Raw genomic sequence first — 18,395 nt, 5'->3', positions numbered from 1 at the left:
TCCTAGGGCAGGGCCACTCAAGCACTCATTGATGTGACAGATAACCCCTGCCAGGCATCGTATTGAGCACCCAGTCAGCTGACGGGCGAAGCGGGCATTTGATAATTGTTTGCATTTGAACGTCAAGGCACTTAAGGATTGAAATGAAGTTTCTCTGCACCTCAGGCGACCTCGCCCCCAACAGCAGCCGCGGTTTTGATATCGATGGCCACAGGCTGTTGGCGGTGCGTCGGGACGGCATTGCGTACTTCTATCTCAACCACTGCCCCCATCGTGGTATCCCGCTGGAATGGCAACCTGATCGCTTCCTCGACGACAGCGCCAGCCTGATCCAATGCGCCACCCATGGCGCATTGTTTCTGATTGAAAGCGGCGAGTGCATCGCCGGGCCCTGCGCAGGCCAACACCTCACTGCCCTGCCCGGCCGTGAAGACGAACAAGGATTGTGGGTCGATCTCTAATCGCCCAGCAGCACTTTCAGCCGACGCTCGACGTAAATCTCCTGAGGCGTGACCCATACGCCGTAGGCCAGCACCTCCACACCTGCGGCCTTGGCCTCACGTAGCGCGGTCGCATAACCAGCGTCGATTTCCACAGCCGGGCGCACCGCGTCGATCCCCGACAGGTTCACGCAATACAGCTGCACCGCCCGTATACCGTCGCGCGCCAGGTGGGCCAGCTCACGCAAGTGCTTGGCACCGCGCTGCGTCACCGCATCGGGGAAAGCCGCCACTGAGCTGCCATCAAAGCCCAGGGTGACGCTTTTGACCTCGACAAACGCAGCGCCCTGAGGGTAATCCAGGCGAAAGTCGATGCGGCTTTTCTCCTGGCCATAAGGCACCTCACGCTTCAACGCAGTAAAGCCGTTGAGCTCAGTGATCACACCGGCCAGCAAGGCTTCTTCCACCAACTGGTTGGCACGCGCGGTGTTGACGCACGCCAGCCGGCCCTGGGGCGTTTCGGCAATTTCCCACGTGCCAGGCAGCTTGCGCTTGGGATCCGTAGAACGGCTGAACCAGACCTGGCCACCTTCGACCATGCAGTTGAGCATCGAACCGGTGTTAGGGCAGTGAATGGTGAGTAACTCGCCGGTAACGGTTTCGATATCGGTGAGAAAGCGCTTGTAGCGGCGGATCAGCCGCCCTTCTTCAAGAGGAGGATTAAAACGCATCAGCCTTGCCAACTCCGCAAACCACGGGCAATCCGCTCCACCGCTTCTTGCAGCCGATCGAGGTTTTGCGTGTAGGCAAAACGCACATGGTGCCCCGCCTGGTAGCGACCGAAATCCAACCCGGGCGTAAAGGCCACATGCTCGGTTTCGAGGAAATGACGGCAAAACGCGAAGGCATCGCCGCCGAACGCGCTGATATCGGCATACAGATAAAAGGCTCCCTCGGGCTCCACTGCGATACCGAACCCCAGCTCACGCAGAGCCGGCAGCAGGAAGTCTCGGCGGCGACCAAATTCGGCACGGCGCTGCTCCAGAATCTCCAGAGTTTGCGGGGTGAAACAAGCCAAGGCGGCATGTTGGGCCATGCTTGGCGCACTGATGTAGAGGTTCTGCGCCAACTTCTCCAACTCACCCACCGCTTCAGGGGGCGCCACCAGCCAACCGAGGCGCCAGCCGGTCATGCCGAAATACTTCGAAAAACTATTCAGGACAAAGGCGTCATCATCGACTTCCAGCACGCTGGCGGCGTCGGTGCCGTAGGTGAGTCCGTGATAAATCTCGTCGACCACCAGGTGACCGTTGCGCGCCTTGATGGCGCCCGACAGCCCAGCCAACTCGTCCCGGGTGAGGATCGTGCCGGTGGGGTTGGCGGGCGACGCCACCAGTGCGCCGACACTGTCCTGGTCCCAATGCCTGGCCACCAGATCGGCGGTCAACTGGTAGCGTACGTCTGGTCCGACCGGCACCAACTGCGCCGCGCCTTCCACAAGGCGCAGGAAGTGTCGGTTGCAGGGGTAGCCTGGGTCCGCCAGCAGCCAGTGCTTACCCGGATCCACCAGCAAGCTGCTGGCCAGCAATAACGCGCCGGAGCCACCGGGGGTGACCAGGATGCGCTGCGGGTCGATGCTCAAACCGTAGCGTTGCTGGTAGAAACCACTGATGGCTTCGCGCAACTCCGGCAAGCCACGGGCGGCGGTGTAGCGCGTCTTACCGTTTGCCAACGCGGCTTGGCCGGCCTGGATGATCGGTTCGGCGGTGGTGAAGTCAGGCTCGCCGATTTCCAGGTGGATCACGTCGTGACCGGCGGCCTGCAGCTCATTGGCACGCGCCAGTAACGCCATGACATGAAAAGGTTCGATGGCGCGACTACGCGCACTGTAGGGCTGAGCCATTAGCCTTCCTTAGACGGTGAGGACAAAATCTGGATTCTACCGAACCCTCACGGTAAAACATGCTCTATTGCCTGATTGGGGCTGCAAGTGCACCCTGCGCGCGCTCGTAAAACAGCTAAAATCAACATTCGAGGCGATACATACCCAGTCATGGCGGGCTGCTGCAGTTTGCAACCCCTTTGCCTTGGGCCTCGACAACCGGGAGTAGCGCACCCTGAATCTATCTGGTAAGTTCGCCCGCTTGCAGCCGCAGGGCCGGCAGGTGTCGGTGACGTTGCAATCCTGCGCAATGGATTAGAAGAGTGAGAGGCGGTCTATTCATGTCCACCCAAGCAAAGCAACAGCAGACTCAAGGCCTCGGCGGCTTCGAACCCTATGTCGAAAAAAAGGGCGAGGAGTACATGGGCGAGCCCATGCGCGAGCACTTCACCAAGATCCTCAACAAGTGGAAACAGGACTTGATGCAGGAAGTCGACCGTACGGTTGACCATATGAAGGATGAAGCGGCCAACTTCCCTGACCCGGCCGATCGCGCCAGCCAGGAAGAAGAGTTCGCCCTCGAACTGCGCGCCCGCGATCGCGAGCGCAAGTTGATCAAGAAGATCGACAAGACCCTGCAACTGATCAAAGACGAAGAATACGGCTGGTGTGAATCCTGCGGCGTCGAAATCGGTATTCGCCGACTGGAAGCCCGTCCAACCGCGGACCTGTGCGTAGACTGCAAGACCTTGGCTGAAATCAAGGAAAAACAGGTCGGCAAGTAACTTTGCCGAGCTGAACGAATGGAGCGTGCGAACGCTCCATTTTTGTTTCTGGCGTTTACCGGTTATGCAGTAGTATCCGGGCCATGACAGCCTCTACCTATATTGGGCGTTTCGCCCCCACACCCAGCGGCCATTTGCACTTCGGTTCCCTGGTTGCCGCCCTCGCCTCCTACCTCGATGCACGCGCCCACCACGGCCGTTGGTTGATGCGCATGGAAGACCTTGACCCTCCCCGTGAAGAGCCCGGCGCTCAGGCGGCGATCCTGCATGCGCTGGAAAGCTATGGCTTTGAATGGGATGGCGAACTGGTTCGCCAGAGCGAGCGGCATGATGCCTACGCTAAAGTGCTCAACGACCTGTTCAACCACGGCCTGGCCTACGCCTGCACCTGCTCGCGCAAGCAATTGGAGCCCTACAACGGGATTTACCCAGGCTTGTGCCGCAATGCCGGCCACGAACAGCAGGATGCCGCGATCCGCCTGCGCGTGCCCGAGTTGGAATATCACTTTGTCGACCGCGTCCAGGGCGAGTTCCGGCAACATCTGGGGCGCGATGCCGGCGACTTCATCATTCGTCGGCGCGATGGCCTCTACGCCTACCAACTGGCGGTGGTGCTCGACGACGCCTGGCAAGGTGTAACCGATATCGTACGCGGCGCCGACCTGCTCGACTCCACGCCGCGCCAGCTTTACTTGCAAGAACTGCTCGGCCTGCGCCAACCCCGTTACTTGCACGTGCCGCTGATCGTGCAGCCAGACGGCAACAAGCTGGGTAAGTCCTACCGCTCTCCACCGTTGACAGCCGACCAGGCCACGCCTTTGCTGCTTAGAGCGCTGCGTGCCCTTGGCCAACAGCCCGACGCGCAGTTGCAGTACGCCAGCCCACGAGAACTGCTGGATTGGGGCATTGCACACTGGGACGCCACCCGCATCCCACGCACACTGACCCTGGCCGAAGCGCAATTGAGTTGAAGGCGCTTGCAGGTTGCCCATCATCCGTTAACATCGCGGCAGATTTTTAATCAGAGGCCAACATGTACATCTATCGTTTGGTCCTGCTGCTGGTCGTCGGGATCTACCTGTTCTCCCCCGCCATCATGGATTGGTGGATCGACGCCACGGGCGCCTGGTATCGCCCTTATCTGCTATGGCTGATCCTGATCGTCGTGACCTTCATCCTGCAGAGCCAAAAAGATGCCGATGAGCTTTAGTCTCACCCAGATGCTGCTGATCAGCGCCGCCTACCTGGCTGCGTTATTCGGCGTGGCCTGGATCAGTGAGCGCGGAATGATTCCGCGGGCGATCATTCGCCATCCGCTGACCTACACCTTGTCCCTGGGCGTCTACGCCAGTGCCTGGGCGTTCTACGGCACGGTGGGGCTGGCCTATCAGTACGGCTACGGCTTTCTCTCCAGTTACCTGGGGGTGTCCGGCGCGTTCCTGCTGGCGCCGGTGCTGCTGTATCCGATCCTGAAAATCACCCGGACTTACCAACTGTCCTCCCTGGCAGACCTGTTTGCCTTTCGCTTTCGCAGCACCTGGGCCGGCGCGCTGACCACCATCTTCATGTTGATCGGCGTGCTGCCGTTGCTGGCCCTGCAGATCCAGGCGGTGGCCGACTCCATCAGCATCCTGACCCGCGAGCCCGTGCAACATCGGGTTGCCCTGGCGTTCTGCGCGCTGATCACCTTGTTCACCATCTTCTTTGGTTCTCGCCATATCGCCACCCGCGAGAAACACCAGGGCCTGGTGTTTGCGATTGCCTTTGAGTCGGTCATCAAGCTGATCGCCATCGGCGGCGTCGGCCTTTATGCGCTTTACGGCGTGTTCGACGGGCCGCAACAGCTGGAGCTGTGGCTGCTGCAAAACCAGACCGCCCTCGCCGCCTTGCATACGCCATTGCAGGAAGGCCCATGGCGAACGCTGCTGCTGGTGTTCTTCGCCTCGGCGATCGTGATGCCGCACATGTACCACATGACCTTCACCGAGAACCTCAACCCGCGCTCGCTGGTCAGCGCCAGCTGGGGCTTGCCGCTGTTCCTGTTGCTGATGAGCCTGGCGGTGCCGCTGATCCTGTGGGCCGGCCTGAAACTGGGGGCCACCACCAACCCTGAGTATTTCACCCTGGGCATCGGTATTGCCGCCAACAGCCCGGCTCTGGCGCTGCTGGCCTATGTCGGGGGGTTGTCGGCCGCCAGCGGGTTGATCATCGTCACCACGCTGGCACTCTCGGGCATGGCGCTCAACCACTTGGTACTGCCGCTGTACCAGCCGCCAGCCGAGGGTAATATCTACCGTTGGTTGAAATGGACCCGACGCGCGCTGATCGTCGCGATCATCATGGCCGGCTACGCGTTTTATCTGCTGCTGGGCGCCGGGCAAGACCTGGCCAACCTCGGCATCGTCGCGTTTGTCGCCACCTTGCAGTTCCTGCCGGGCGTGTTGTCGGTGCTGTACTGGCCGACCGCCAATCGCCGTGGCTTTATTGCCGGGCTGCTGGCCGGGATCCTGGTGTGGACCGTGACCATGCTGTTACCGCTGGTCGGCAACTTGCAGGGCTTCTATATCCCGTTGCTGAACATGATTTACGTGCTGGACGACACCAGTTGGCACATGGCTGCCATCGCCTCGCTGGCCGCCAACGTACTGATGTTTACCCTGATCTCGCTGTTCACCAACGCCAGCGCCGAAGAAACCAGCGCCGCCGAAGCCTGTGCGGTGGATAACGTGCGCCGCCCGCAACGCCGCGAACTGCATGCGGCCTCGCCCCAGGAGTTCGCCACACAACTGGCCAAGCCCCTGGGTGCCAAGGCCGCACAAAAGGAAGTTGAACAGGCGCTGCGCGACCTCTACCTGCCATTTGACGAGCGCCGCCCCTATGCCCTGCGCCGCCTGCGGGACCGTATCGAAGCCAACCTGTCCGGGTTGATGGGGCCGAGCGTGTCCCAGGACATGGTGGAAACCTTCTTGCCCTACAAGGCCGGTGGCGAAAACTACGTCACCGAAGACATCCACTTCATCGAAAGCCGGCTTGAGGATTACCACTCGCGCCTCACGGGCCTGGCGGCCGAACTCGATGCCCTGCGCCGTTACCACCGCCAGACTCTGCAGGAACTGCCGATGGGCGTGTGTTCCCTGGCCAAGGACCAGGAAATCCTGATGTGGAACAAGGCCATGGAAGAACTCACCGGCATCGCCGCCCAGCGGGTGGTGGGTTCGCGCCTCAATACCCTGGGCGATCCCTGGAAAGAGCTGCTGCAGGGTTTCATCAACCTGCCAGACGAGCACTTGCACAAACAGCACTTGGCCCTCGACGGCCAGACCCGCTGGCTCAACTTGCACAAAGCGGCCATCGACGAGCCCCTGGCGCCGGGTAACAGCGGCCTGGTGCTGCTGGTAGAAGATTTGACCGATACACAGATGCTCGAAGACAAGCTGGTGCACTCCGAACGCCTGGCCAGCATTGGGCGCCTGGCCGCCGGCGTGGCTCATGAAATCGGTAACCCGATCACCGGTATCGCCTGCCTGGCGCAAAACCTGCGGGAAGAGCGTGAAGAAGACGGGGAAATCACCGAAATCAGCGGGCAAATCCTTGAACAGACCAAGCGGGTTTCACGCATCGTCCAGTCGTTGATGAGCTTTGCCCACTCCGGCGCCCATCAGAATCAGGACGAAGCGGTGTGCCTGGCCGAAGTGGCCCAGGATGCCATTGGGCTGTTGGCCTTGAACCGGCGCAATTTCGAAGTACAGTTCTTTAACCTGTGCGATCCGGAGCATTGGGTCGATGGCGACTCACAACGCCTGGCCCAGGTGCTGATCAACCTGCTGTCCAACGCCCGCGACGCGTCGCCGGCCGGCAGTGCTGTACGCGTCAAGAGCGAGGCTTTCGAGCACACGGTCGACCTGATCGTGGAAGACGAAGGCAGCGGCATTCCACAGAACATCATGGACCGATTGTTCGAACCCTTCTTCACCACCAAGGACCCCGGTGAAGGTACCGGTCTGGGCCTTGCACTGGTCTATTCCATCGTTGAAGAGCATTATGGACAAATCACCATCGACAGCCCGGCTGACACACAAAGCCAACGCGGCACCCGTATCCGGGTGACCTTGCCGCGTCATGTCGAAGCGACGTCCGCTGTGAACTGAGACCGTCGAGAGAATTGAATCAATGCCGCACATTTTGATCGTCGAAGACGAAACCATTATCCGCTCTGCCTTGCGTCGCCTGCTTGAACGTAATCAGTACCAGGTCAGCGAAGCCGGCTCGGTGCAGGAAGCCCAAGAGCGATTCAGCATTCCCACGTTCGACCTGATTGTCAGTGACCTGCGCCTGCCAGGCGCCCCGGGCACCGAGCTGATCAAGCTGGGCCAGGGCACCCCGGTGCTGATCATGACCAGCTACGCCAGCCTGCGCTCGGCGGTGGACTCGATGAAGATGGGCGCGGTGGATTACATCGCCAAGCCCTTCGATCACGACGAGATGCTCCAGGCCGTGGCCCGCATCCTGCGTGACCGTGTGTCGGCCAGCAGTGCGCCTGCCGAGCCACGCCCCACCGGCAAGACCAGCGGCGCCGAAAAACCAGGCGCCAACAACAGCAATGGCGAGATCGGCATCATCGGCTCCTGCCCTCCGATGCAGGACTTGTACAGCAAGATCCGCAAGGTGGCGCCAACCGACTCCAATGTATTGATCCAGGGGGAATCGGGCACCGGCAAAGAACTGGTGGCCCGCGCCCTGCACAACCTGTCCAAGCGCGCCAAGGCGCCGATGATCTCGGTGAACTGCGCGGCGATCCCCGAATCCCTGATCGAATCCGAGCTGTTCGGCCACGAGAAAGGTGCGTTCACCGGCGCCAGCGCCGGGCGTGCGGGCCTGGTGGAGGCCGCGGACGGCGGCACGTTGTTCCTCGATGAAATTGGCGAGTTGCCCCTGGAAGCCCAGGCGCGTTTGCTGCGCGTGCTGCAGGAAGGCGAAATTCGCCGGGTCGGCTCGGTGCAATCGCAGAAGGTCGATGTTCGATTGATCGCGGCGACACACCGTGACCTCAAGAGCCTGGCCAAGATCGGCCAGTTCCGTGAGGACTTGTATTACCGCCTGCATGTCATCGCGCTCAAACTGCCGGCCCTGCGCGAGCGTGGCGCCGACGTCAACGAAATCGCCAACGCGTTCCTGTTGCGTCAAGGCGCACGCATTGACCGCACCGACCTGAAGTTTGCCGCGGACGCCGAACAGGCGATCCGTCACTACTCGTGGCCAGGGAACGTGCGCGAGCTGGAGAACGCCGTCGAGCGCGCCGTGATTCTGTCGGAGAGCCCGGAGATTTCCGCCGAGTTGCTGGGCATCGACATTGAGCTCAGCGACCTGGATGACGACGACTTCATTGGCCTGTCCCCGCAGCAGGGCAGCGGTAGCAATACCAGCCATGAACCGACGGAAGATTTGTCACTGGAAGACTACTTCCAGCACTTCGTGCTCGAGCATCAGGACCATATGACCGAGACAGAGCTGGCACGCAAGCTGGGCGTGAGTCGCAAATGCCTGTGGGAACGGCGTCAGCGCCTGGGCATTCCGCGGCGCAAGACCGGGGTGGCCAGCGAAAGCTGAGGGTGCAGCCCCACAGGTAACACCTGCTGATGTGAAAAAACTGTTACCGCTGAATTTTCACGTAACAAAAGCCGGGGCTTACGGTAACGAAGCCCCGGCTTTTTTTTGGCCCTCAATCTGGCGAAACCAGCCCAAACCCCCGGTTTTGCTGGACGGCGCAAAAGTTGGCACGCACCCTGCTATATGCTTAGTACAAAAACAATAACAAGCTTTGTACAAGACAATAAAAATAAGACGAATCGACTCACGCATAACAAAAACAACACGGCGGAGGCGCAGCTAACTGATTCTTTTGGAGAGGCGTTGCATTTGGGGCTTGCCCCGCAACCAGGCCGAGAACAACAAAAACTGCCCTAAGGCAGAGCCTGAACTGGTTGGATCGTAGATCAGCAACACAGCGACCAAAGCAATCCGTTTGCTCTTGGCTCCCGATTGGGAGTGTCATGAAGGTGAAGCTTCGTGGCGAGGGCGATCAACAAAAACAAGAAGCCCGACATCAATAATAAAAATAGAGCACGCAACTACTTCTGGGGGAGCTTCGGCTCCCCTTGTAGTTTCCGGGATTTGACCTTCAAACGCTTATGGCGCAATGCCTTTAGCTTGTTCCTACACCATCCCCTGACTAAATGCTAGAATCCCCGCCCATCATGCGGTCATTCTTCGTTATGGCCGAACATTCCTTCAAACAGTGCATCCCATGCTGAAGAAGTTGTTCCAGTCATTCCGTTCTCCCTTGCGTCGAACGCAACACAAACGCAGCACGCCTGAAGTGCTCAATAGCAGCCAGCATTCGCTGCAGCGCGCTCAATTCAGCCGTTATGCAGTGAACATCGTCGAACGTTTGCAGAACGCCGGCTACCAGGCCTACCTGGTGGGTGGTTGCGTACGCGACATGCTGCTCAACATCACGCCCAAGGATTTCGACGTCGCCACCAGCGCCACGCCTGAACAAGTGCGCGCCGAGTTTCGTAATGCACGAATCATCGGCCGGCGCTTCAAGCTGGTGCATATCCACTTTGGTCGCGAAATCATCGAGGTCGCAACGTTCCGCGCCGGTCACCCGCAAAACGATGAAGAGGAGGACACTAACCAGTCTTCCCGCAACGAGAGCGGGCGCATCCTGCGCGATAACGTGTATGGCACCCTGGAAGAGGACGCGCAACGTCGCGACTTCACCATCAACGCCTTGTATTACGACCCGGTCAGCGAGCGCATCCTCGATTACGCCAACGGCGTACACGACATTCGCAACAACCTGATCCGGCTGATCGGCGATCCTACGCAGCGCTATCAGGAAGACCCGGTGCGCATGCTGCGTGCCGTGCGATTCGCCGCCAAGCTCAACTTCGGCATCGAAAAACACACCGCCGCGCCGATTCGCGAACTGGCGCCGATGCTGCGGGAAATCCCCTCGGCACGCCTGTTTGAAGAAGTGCTCAAGCTGTTCCTTTCGGGCTACGCCGCCGACACCTTTGAAATGCTGGTGGACTTGCAGTTGTTCGACCCCCTGTTCCCGGCCAGCGCCGAGGCCTTGGAGTACAACCCGACGTACACCCACACCTTGATCAGCGAAGCCTTGATCAACACCGACCTGCGCATCAAGCAGAACAAACCGGTGACCCCGGCATTCCTGTTTGCCGCCTTGTTGTGGCCGGCCCTGCCCAAACGCGTCCTGCGCCTGCAGGACCGTGGCATGCCGCCGATCCCGGCCATGCAGGAAGCGGCTCACGAGCTGATCGCCGAACAGTGCCAACGCATCGCCATCCCTAAACGTTTCACCATGCCGATCCGCGAAATCTGGGACATGCAGGAGCGCCTGCCACGCCGCAGCGGCAAGCGCGCCGATCTGTTGCTGGACAACCCGCGTTTCCGTGCCGGCTACGACTTCCTGCTGCTACGTGAAAGCGCGGGCGAGCAGACCGATGGCCTGGGCGAATGGTGGACCGATTATCAGGACGCCAATGACAGCCAGCGCCGCGAAATGATTCGTGAGCTGGGCAGCAAAGGCGATAGCGCCGGCGAAGGGCCGAAAAAGCGTCGCCGTAGCGGCACCAAGCGTAAACGCAGCAGTGCCGATGCCTCGGGCGCTGCGGGCGAATAAACGTGGAACGTATCTACATCGGCATGGGCAGCAACCTGGCTGCCCCGCAACAACAATTGCGCAGCGCGATCGAGGCGCTGGCGCAACTGCCTGGCACCCACCTCGCCGGGGTGTCCGCCTTCTATCAAAGCGATTCACTGCTGCCAGGCCAACCGCGCTACACCAACGCCGTTGCGGCGCTGGACAGTCGCCTGGCGCCATTGGACCTGCTTGATGCGCTGCAAGCCATCGAGAACGATCAGGGCCGCGAACGCCTGGAACGCTGGGGCCCGCGCACCTTGGACCTGGATATCCTGCTGTTCGGTGATCGCCTGATCGACGAGCCGCGCCTCAAGGTGCCGCATTACCAGATGCATCTGCGCGCGTTTGTGCTGTATCCGTTGGCTGAGTTGGCGCCCGCCGACCTGCAGCTACCTGACGGCCAGCGTTTGAGCGACCTGCTCACCGCCTGCCCGTTCGTCGGCCTGGAACGCCTACCTCTGTAGGAGCGAGCTTGCTCGCGAAAATCACCAACGATAACGCGCTCAGCCTGATTAAACGCGGCGCCTATGGTTTCTTCGCGAGCAAGCTCGCTCCTACAATCGCGTCAGTAACAGCGGTAACACCGCCATCGTAACAATGCGGTAACACATCCAATTGACTTCCCGTGTCCTCCTCACGACTATAGGCGTCCCGCTGCCGCCAACCCGGCGCGACAGGGCGCAATCCAGGCCTTATAAGCACTGCTTTCAAGACAGTGCGCCTGTATAAACGAAGACTCACGCGCGTTACTCGCTGTTTCCAAGCGCCTGAACGAGGACCCTTTCATGCCAGACATTACCCTGACCACCTTGCAGAGCCTCAAGCTCAAAGGTGAAAAAATCACCATGCTGACCTGCTATGACGCCACTTTCGCCCACGCCAGCTGCCAGGCTGGAGTCGAAGTGCTGCTGGTGGGCGACTCCCTGGGCATGGTTCTTCAAGGGAATGACAGCACGCTGCCTGTGACCACCGATGAACTCGCCTACCACACCGCCAGCGTCAAGCGTGGCAACGATGGCGCCTTTATTATCGCGGACCTGCCGTTCATGGGTTACGCCACCCTTGAGCAAACCTTCCTGAACGCCGGCAAGCTGATGCAGGCCGGCGCGCACATGATCAAAGTCGAAGGTGCCGTGTGGCTGGCCGAGTCGATCCGGTTGCTGGCCGAGCGCGGCGTGCCAGTGTGCGCGCACATGGGCCTGACACCGCAGTCGGTGAATATCCTCGGTGGCTACAAGGTCCAGGGCCGCAATGAAGCCCAGGCCCGCCAGATGCGCGCCGATGCCATCGCCCTGGAACAGGCCGGTGCAGCGATGATTCTGCTGGAGTGCGTGCCTAGCGAACTGGCTGCCGAAATCACCCAGGCCGTCAAAGTGCCCGTGATCGGGATTGGCGCCGGTTCCGCCACCGACGGCCAGGTGCTGGTCCTGCACGACATGCTCGGCCTGTCGATCACCGGCCACGTGCCCAAGTTCGTGAAGAACTTCATGGCTGGCCAGGACAGCATCCACGCCGCCCTGAGCGCCTACGTCAGCGAAGTCAAAAACGTGACGTTCCCAGGCGTTGAACACGGATTCTCGGCATGAACACCGTTAAAACCGTCCGCGAACTGCGGGCTGCCGTAACCCACGCCCGTAGCGCCGGCAAGCGCATCGGCTTTGTACCCACCATGGGCAACCTGCACAGCGGCCACGCCACCCTGGTGACCAAGGCCGCGCAGCAAGCGGATTTCGTGGTGGCGAGCATTTTCGTCAACCCGCTGCAATTCGGTGCTGGCGAAGACCTGGACAAATACCCGCGCACGTTGGCCGCCGATCAGGAAAAACTCCTGCAGGCCGGCTGCAACCTGCTGTTCGCGCCCACGGTCGAGGAAATGTACCCCGACGGCATGAACGGCCAGACCCGCGTCAGCGTGCCTCAGCTGTCCGAAGGCTTGTGCGGCGCCAGCCGCCCAGGGCACTTTGAAGGGGTGGCCACGGTGGTCAGCAAGCTGTTCAACATGGTCCAGCCGGACATGGCCGTATTTGGCCAGAAGGACTACCAGCAGTTGGCGGTGATCCGCGCCATGGTCCGCGACCTGAACATGCCGATCCAGATCATCGGCGAGCCTACCGTGCGCGCCGAGGACGGCCTCGCGCTGTCATCACGCAACGGCTACCTCACCGATGAGCAAAGGGCGGTCGCGCCAGTGCTGTACCGCGCCCTCAGCCAGATCGCCACGGCCATCAAAAGCGGCGATCACGATTTTGCCAGGCTTCGCGCTGAGCACATCCAGCAGATTGAAGCCGCAGGGCTGCGCATGGACTACCTGGAAGTGCGCCAAGGCGTGCATCTGCGCCCGGCCACGGCTGAAGATCGCGATGTGGTGATCCTGGTCGCCGCTTATCTGGGGGCAACACGCCTCATCGATAACCTGCACCTGAACCTCGCCTGACGCCCGCTTTACCTCAACCTGTTGCCCCGACGGCTGTGCCGGTATAAAAAAGTACCGGCCACAGCGCAGACAAAGCCAAGACATATCCACACGCTAGGTTTAATGTAACTGCCCTGCGCTATGGTTAGCGCTGTCTGGAACCCAATCCTTGCGATAAGACTGGATGTTCCGGGCTTTGAAGTGTCCTAAAGGCAGTCCCCGTAATAAAAGGAAACCCGCAGCGATGGCGTACTACCGCACCCCTCATGACGTTACCGCGCTGCCCGCCTGGCAAGCGCTTGTTCAACATCGCCAAGCCATGCAGGATTTCAGCATGCGCGAGGCGTTCAATGCCGATCCTCAGCGTTTTTCCCAGTTCACCTTGAGCAGCTGCGGACTTTTCCTCGATTACTCGAAAAACCTGATCACCAGCGAAACCCGCGACCTGTTAGTGGGCCTGGCCAAGGAAGTCAATCTCAAGGCGGCGATCGACGCGCAGTACGCTGGCGAACCGGTCAACTCCTCCGAGGGCCGCCCTGCCCTGCACACCGCCCTGCGCCGCCCGGTGGGCGACAAGCTGTCGGTCAACGGCGTGAACATCATGCCGGACGTGCACAAGGTGCTGAACCAGATCACTGACCTGGTCGGCCGTATCCACGACGGCCTGTGGCGCGGCTACACCGAGAAGCCGATCACCGACGTGGTGAACATCGGTATCGGTGGCTCATTCCTCGGCCCGGAACTGGTCTCGGAGGCCTTGCTGTCCTACGCCCATAAAGGCGTGCGTTGCCACTACCTGGCGAACATCGACGGCAGCGAGTTCCACGAACTGACCATGAAGCTGCGCGCCGAGACCACGCTGTTTATCGTCTCGTCCAAATCCTTCAACACCCTGGAAACCCTGAAAAACGCCCAGGCCGCCCGCGCCTGGTACCTGGCCCAGGGGGGCTCGGAAGCCGAGCTGTATCGCCACTTCATCGCCGTCTCGAGCAACAATGCCGCGGCCGTGGCTTTCGGTATTCGCGAAGAAAACATCTTCCCAATGTGGGACTGGGTCGGTGGGCGCTACTCGCTGTGGTCTGCCATCGGCTTGCCAATTGCCCTGGCTATCGGCATGTCCAACTTCAAGGAACTGCTGTCGGGTGCCTACACCATGGACCAGCACTTCCTGAACGCGCCGTTCGAAGCCAACATGCCCGTGCTGCTGGGCTTGCTGGGGGTGTGGTACGGCAACTTCTGGGGTGCGCAGAGCCATGCGATCCTGCCGTACGACCATTACCTGCGTAACATCACCAAGCATTTGCAGCAGTTGGACATGGAATCCAATGGCAAGAGCGTGCGCCAGGACGGTACGCCAGTGTCCACCGATACCGGCCCGGTGATCTGGGGCGGCGTAGGCTGCAACGGCCAGCACGCTTACCACCAGTTGCTGCACCAAGGGACTCAACTGATCCCGGCCGACTTCATTGTGCCGATCGTCAGCTTCAACCCGGTCTCTGATCATCACCAGTGGCTGTACGCCAACTGCCTGTCCCAGAGCCAGGCGCTGATGCTCGGCAAGACCCGCAGCGAGGCCGAAACCGAGCTGCGTGAGAAGGGCCTGCCGGAAGCCGAAGTACAGAAGCTGGCACCGCACAAGGTGATACCGGGTAACCGGCCGAGCAACACCCTGGTGGTCGAGCGCATCAGCCCGCGCCGCCTGGGCGCGCTGGTGGCGATGTATGAACACAAGGTGTTCGTGCAGAGCGTGGTGTGGGGCATCAATGCCTTCGACCAATGGGGCGTTGAACTGGGCAAGGAGCTGGGCAAAGGCGTGTACAACCGCCTGACCGGCGCCGAAGAAACCTTGGCCGAAGATGCTTCGACCCAGGGCCTGATCAACTACTTCCGCGGTCGTCACCGCGGCTGAAGCCGTTCATTCAAGGTCAACGTGCGTTTGGACGTTGGCCTTGAACCCTCCCGTCCCAGGGTGCATCTTTATGACTTGTCGCAAAAACAAGAATAAGGAGCGCTCATGTTCGATATCAGCACCTTTCCCACCGCCGATGCCGTCCGCCGGGCTGCGCAGCTCAGTCAAGAGGACTACCAGCGCCTCTATCGCCAATCCATCGACCAGCCAGACACCTTCTGGGCCGAACAGGCCAAGGGCTTTCTCGACTGGATAAAACCTTGGCACAGCGTGCAGCAGTCAGACATCCACACCGGTGCCGCCCAATGGTTTGCCGGCGGTCAGTTGAACGTCAGCTACAACTGCATCGACCGCCACCTGGCGCAACGCGCCGATCAGCCGGCCTTCATCTGGGAAGGCGACGATCCGTCAAAATCCTGCACGATTACTTACCGTCAACTGCACCAAAACGTCAGCCGTCTGGCCAATGTGTTGAAAAGCCGAGGCGTGAACAAAGGTGATCGGGTATGCATCTACATGCCGATGATCCCCGAGGCGGCCTACGCCATGCTGGCCTGCACGCGAATTGGCGCAGTGCACTCGGTGGTGTTTGGTGGTTTCTCTCCTGACGCCCTGCGCGACCGCATCCTCGACGCTGATTGCCGCACCGTGATCACCGCCGACGAGGGCGTACGCGGTGGCAAGCCCGTGGCGTTGAAACATAACGTCGACAAAGCCCTGGCCAGTTGTCCGAACGTCAGCACGGTACTGGTAGTGGAGCGCACCGGGGCGAGCGTGAATTGGCACGAGGGCCGCGACCTCAAGTACCAAGCTGCCCTGGACGCCGCCAGCGACAACTGCCCACCCGAGCCGATGGACGCTGAAGACCCGCTGTTCATCCTCTATACCTCCGGCAGCACCGGCAAACCCAAAGGCGTGTTGCACACCACCGCTGGCTACCTGCTGCAAGCGGCGATGACCTTCAAGTACGTGCTCGATTACCAGGAAGGCGAAGTGTTCTGGTGCACCGCCGACGTGGGCTGGGTCACCGGCCACAGCTATATCGTCTACGGCCCGCTGGCCAATGGCGCCACCTCGCTGATGTTCGAAGGCGTGCCGAGTTATCCGGACAGTTCGCGCTTCTGGCAGGTCATCGATAAACATCAGGTGAATATTTTCTATACCGCGCCCACCGCCCTGCGCGCCCTGATGCGTGAAGGACACGGCCCGCTGCAGAGCACATCCCGCGCCAGCCTGCGCCTGCTGGGCAGCGTGGGCGAGCCGATCAACCCGGAAGCCTGGGACTGGTATTTCAACGCCGTCGGCGAACAGCGCTGCCCGATTGTCGATACCTGGTGGCAGACCGAAACCGGCGGCATCATGCTCAGCCCGCTGGTCAGCGCCCAGCGCATCAAACCGGGCTGCGCGACACAGCCCATGTTCGGCGTACAACCAGTGTTGCTCGATGAACAGGGCAAGGAAATCAGTGGCGCCGGCAGTGGTGTACTCGCCATCAGATCAAGCTGGCCGGGGCAGATTCGCAGCGTCTACGGCGACCCGCAGCGCATGATCGACACCTACTTCAAGCCCTACCCCGGCTACTACTTCACCGGGGATGGCGCACGGCGCGATGAAGACGGCGACTACTGGATCACCGGGCGGATCGACGATGTGATCAACGTCTCGGGCCATCGCATCGGCACCGCTGAAGTGGAGAGCGCCCTGGTGCTGCATGATCAGGTCGCCGAAGCCGCCGTGGTGGGCTACCCCCACGACGTCAAGGGCCAGGGTATCTACGCTTTTGTCACCCCCATGAATGGCGTCGAACCCAGCGACGCGTTGAAAAAGCACCTGTTGGAATTGGTCAGCAAGGAGATTGGCAGCTTCGCCAAACCGGAATTGATCCAATGGGCCCCTGCCCTGCCGAAAACCCGCTCCGGCAAGATCATGCGGCGCATCTTGCGCAAAATCGCCTGTAACGAACTGGACAGCCTGGGCGACACCTCGACCCTGGCAGACCCCAGCGTGGTGGACGGTTTGATCGACAAACGCCTCAACCGATAGCGCCAGGATTATCCCCGGCCTGTGCAGGCCGGGGTTAGCTGTTAAACTTCGCGCCCCATTTTTCTTATTCATCTACCAGCAAGGCGCGCTCCATGACTCCCTTGAATCAGGCGCTGCGCGCCGCCCTCGATCACCGCCAAGACCTGATCAACACGCTGCACGCCCAGGGTACGGACTGCTATCGGCTGTTTCACGGCAGCCAGGAAGGCGCCGGCGGCTTGACCATCGACCGCTACGGCCCGCAATTGCTGGTACAAAGCTTCCACCAGTCCCTGGAAACGGCAGACCTGCTGGACCTGCACCAACTGATCAACCAATACATGGGCCTGGAATTGTTGCTGGTGTACAACGACCGTGCCCGCGGCAACTCGCGCATCGACCGCGAAGACACGGTGTACCGTGCGGAGCCTGGCGCCTTGGAAGACCTGGTCGGCCACGAGTGGGGCCTCAACTACCGTGTGCGCGGGCGCCACGCCGGGCAAGACCCACTGCTGTTCCTCGACCTGCGCAACACCCGGGGCTGGGTCAAGGACCACAGCGCCGGCAAAAGCGTGCTGAACCTGTTCGCTTACACGTGCGGTGTGGGTTTGAGCGCGGCAGCGGGCGGCGCACGCGAGGTGTGCAACCTGGATTTTGCCGAGGGCAACCTGGCAGTGGGGCGTGAAAACGGCCAGCTCAACCCGCAGTTGCCGAGCATGGAGTTTGTACAGTCCGATTACTTCCCGGCCATTCGCCAACTGGCGGGCCTGCCCATCACCCAGCGGCGCGGGCAGAAGCTGCCGAGCTATCCGCGCCTGGAGCAACGCCAGTACGACCTGGTACTGCTCGATCCTCCCGCCTGGGCCAAGAGCGCCTTCGGCACGGTCGATTTGTTGCGCGACTATCAAAGCCTGCTCAAACCCGCACTGCTGGCCACCGCCGACAATGGCGTGCTGATTTGCTGCAACAACCTGGCAAAGGTCAGCATGGAAGACTGGCGTGAGCAGGTGCTGCGCTGCGCAGAAAAAGCCGGGCGCCCGGTGCGCGAATGGCAGGTTATAACACCTGGAGCCGACTTTCCCTCCAGAGACCAACAGCCTCCGCTGAAGACGCTGATCCTGCATTTGTAGGAAGTTTCCCAGCGCCCACGGTTCTTCGGAACCGAATTCCCGTGCCATACTCCAAGGCACTCTCGTTCGACATAGATGGCGTTCA

General features: G+C 60.8%; 15 protein-coding genes. 13 read left to right on the top strand and 2 right to left on the bottom strand.

All coding sequences use genetic code 11. From position 1 onward, the window contains the following. Positions 1–143: 143 nt before the first annotated feature. Positions 144–461 carry a Rieske (2Fe-2S) protein gene (locus tag ACP7CZ_RS20955; protein ID WP_198790947.1) on the top strand — a complete coding sequence of 106 codons (318 nt, stop codon included), beginning with the start codon at positions 144–146 and terminating at the stop codon, positions 459–461. Here ACP7CZ_RS20955 and sfsA read toward each other — a convergent pair. Next, the gene (gene sfsA / locus ACP7CZ_RS20950; protein WP_057975462.1) at positions 458–1,171 is read right to left on the bottom strand and encodes a DNA/RNA nuclease SfsA; all 714 of its coding nucleotides are present in this window, start codon (positions 1,169–1,171) and stop codon (positions 458–460) included. The genes ACP7CZ_RS20955 and sfsA overlap by 4 nt on opposite strands. After that, on the bottom strand, positions 1,171–2,343 hold the full coding sequence (locus tag ACP7CZ_RS20945) for a pyridoxal phosphate-dependent aminotransferase (protein WP_054898029.1): 1,173 nt from the start codon (positions 2,341–2,343) through the stop codon (positions 1,171–1,173). Before ACP7CZ_RS20945 ends, sfsA begins: the two co-directional genes overlap by 1 nt. A 320-nt stretch (positions 2,344–2,663) precedes the next feature. Here ACP7CZ_RS20945 and dksA point away from each other — a divergent pair, with 320 nt between their 5' ends. The 12 genes from dksA to ACP7CZ_RS20885 all read left to right on the top strand — a co-directional run bounded on the left by dksA (position 2,664) and on the right by ACP7CZ_RS20885 (position 18,310). Beyond that, complete coding sequence (gene dksA, locus ACP7CZ_RS20940; RefSeq protein ID WP_003194150.1) at positions 2,664–3,107, top strand: RNA polymerase-binding protein DksA; 444 nt, start codon at positions 2,664–2,666, stop codon at positions 3,105–3,107. A gap of 83 nt (positions 3,108–3,190) precedes the next feature. Continuing rightward, positions 3,191–4,078, top strand: a complete 888-nt coding sequence (gene gluQRS / locus ACP7CZ_RS20935) for a tRNA glutamyl-Q(34) synthetase GluQRS (protein WP_034127016.1) — start codon at positions 3,191–3,193, stop codon at positions 4,076–4,078. 62 nt (positions 4,079–4,140) lie between these two features. Beyond that, the gene (locus tag ACP7CZ_RS20930) at positions 4,141–4,317 is read left to right on the top strand and encodes a hypothetical protein (protein ID WP_003176118.1); all 177 of its coding nucleotides are present in this window, start codon (positions 4,141–4,143) and stop codon (positions 4,315–4,317) included. Beyond that, a complete protein-coding gene (locus tag ACP7CZ_RS20925; RefSeq protein WP_161975095.1) occupies positions 4,301–7,255 on the top strand; it encodes a sensor histidine kinase in 2,955 nt (984 codons plus the stop codon). Before ACP7CZ_RS20930 ends, ACP7CZ_RS20925 begins: the two co-directional genes overlap by 17 nt. Positions 7,256–7,277: 22 nt before the next feature. Further along, on the top strand, positions 7,278–8,714 hold the full coding sequence (locus ACP7CZ_RS20920; protein ID WP_057975463.1) for a sigma-54-dependent transcriptional regulator: 1,437 nt from the start codon (positions 7,278–7,280) through the stop codon (positions 8,712–8,714). Positions 8,715–9,411: 697 nt separating this feature from the next. Continuing rightward, complete coding sequence (locus ACP7CZ_RS20915) at positions 9,412–10,815, top strand: polynucleotide adenylyltransferase PcnB (RefSeq protein ID WP_003194157.1); 1,404 nt, start codon at positions 9,412–9,414, stop codon at positions 10,813–10,815. A 2-nt stretch (positions 10,816–10,817) separates the two neighbouring features. Next, positions 10,818–11,300 (top strand): 2-amino-4-hydroxy-6-hydroxymethyldihydropteridine diphosphokinase, encoded by a 483-nt coding sequence (folK, locus tag ACP7CZ_RS20910; RefSeq protein ID WP_057975464.1) that lies wholly within the window; start codon positions 10,818–10,820, stop codon positions 11,298–11,300. 321 nt (positions 11,301–11,621) lie between these two features. Then, entirely contained in the window at positions 11,622–12,422 is an 801-nt protein-coding gene (panB, locus tag ACP7CZ_RS20905; RefSeq protein WP_034127012.1) for a 3-methyl-2-oxobutanoate hydroxymethyltransferase, read from the top strand. Beyond that, a complete protein-coding gene (panC, locus tag ACP7CZ_RS20900; RefSeq protein WP_057975465.1) occupies positions 12,419–13,270 on the top strand; it encodes a pantoate--beta-alanine ligase in 852 nt (283 codons plus the stop codon). The genes panB and panC overlap by 4 nt, the downstream gene beginning before the upstream one ends. A 223-nt stretch (positions 13,271–13,493) precedes the next feature. After that, entirely contained in the window at positions 13,494–15,158 is a 1,665-nt protein-coding gene (pgi, locus tag ACP7CZ_RS20895; protein WP_034127010.1) for a glucose-6-phosphate isomerase, read from the top strand. A gap of 105 nt (positions 15,159–15,263) precedes the next feature. Further along, positions 15,264–17,201, top strand: coding sequence for an acetate--CoA ligase (acs, locus tag ACP7CZ_RS20890; protein WP_060764105.1), 1,938 nt, complete (start codon positions 15,264–15,266; stop codon positions 17,199–17,201). A 92-nt stretch (positions 17,202–17,293) separates the two neighbouring features. Then, entirely contained in the window at positions 17,294–18,310 is a 1,017-nt protein-coding gene (locus ACP7CZ_RS20885; RefSeq protein WP_089042459.1) for a class I SAM-dependent rRNA methyltransferase, read from the top strand. Positions 18,311–18,395 lie beyond the last annotated feature (85 nt).

Origin of the sequence: Pseudomonas sp. DWP2-2, from assembly GCF_049897065.1 — a bacterium.
GTDB classification, from domain to species: domain Bacteria; phylum Pseudomonadota; class Gammaproteobacteria; order Pseudomonadales; family Pseudomonadaceae; genus Aquipseudomonas; species Aquipseudomonas paracarnis.
The sequence above is the reverse complement of the archived record's forward strand: the minus strand, read 5'-3'. Positions and strand labels throughout refer to the sequence as shown.

What these genes read in the sequence shown, in the direction of transcription:
- ACP7CZ_RS20955 (WP_198790947.1), top strand. Translation starts at nt 144, where the DNA reads ATGAAGTTTCTCTGCACCTCAGGCGACCTCGCCCCCAACAGCAGCCGC.
- sfsA (WP_057975462.1), bottom strand. Translation starts at nt 1,171, where the DNA reads ATGCGTTTTAATCCTCCTCTTGAAGAAGGGCGGCTGATCCGCCGCTAC.
- ACP7CZ_RS20945 (WP_054898029.1), bottom strand. Translation starts at nt 2,343, where the DNA reads ATGGCTCAGCCCTACAGTGCGCGTAGTCGCGCCATCGAACCTTTTCAT.
- dksA (WP_003194150.1), top strand. Translation starts at nt 2,664, where the DNA reads ATGTCCACCCAAGCAAAGCAACAGCAGACTCAAGGCCTCGGCGGCTTC.
- gluQRS (WP_034127016.1), top strand. Translation starts at nt 3,191, where the DNA reads ATGACAGCCTCTACCTATATTGGGCGTTTCGCCCCCACACCCAGCGGC.
- ACP7CZ_RS20930 (WP_003176118.1), top strand. Translation starts at nt 4,141, where the DNA reads ATGTACATCTATCGTTTGGTCCTGCTGCTGGTCGTCGGGATCTACCTG.
- ACP7CZ_RS20925 (WP_161975095.1), top strand. Translation starts at nt 4,301, where the DNA reads ATGCCGATGAGCTTTAGTCTCACCCAGATGCTGCTGATCAGCGCCGCC.
- ACP7CZ_RS20920 (WP_057975463.1), top strand. Translation starts at nt 7,278, where the DNA reads ATGCCGCACATTTTGATCGTCGAAGACGAAACCATTATCCGCTCTGCC.
- ACP7CZ_RS20915 (WP_003194157.1), top strand. Translation starts at nt 9,412, where the DNA reads ATGCTGAAGAAGTTGTTCCAGTCATTCCGTTCTCCCTTGCGTCGAACG.
- panB (WP_034127012.1), top strand. Translation starts at nt 11,622, where the DNA reads ATGCCAGACATTACCCTGACCACCTTGCAGAGCCTCAAGCTCAAAGGT.
- panC (WP_057975465.1), top strand. Translation starts at nt 12,419, where the DNA reads ATGAACACCGTTAAAACCGTCCGCGAACTGCGGGCTGCCGTAACCCAC.
- pgi (WP_034127010.1), top strand. Translation starts at nt 13,494, where the DNA reads ATGGCGTACTACCGCACCCCTCATGACGTTACCGCGCTGCCCGCCTGG.
- acs (WP_060764105.1), top strand. Translation starts at nt 15,264, where the DNA reads ATGTTCGATATCAGCACCTTTCCCACCGCCGATGCCGTCCGCCGGGCT.
- ACP7CZ_RS20885 (WP_089042459.1), top strand. Translation starts at nt 17,294, where the DNA reads ATGACTCCCTTGAATCAGGCGCTGCGCGCCGCCCTCGATCACCGCCAA.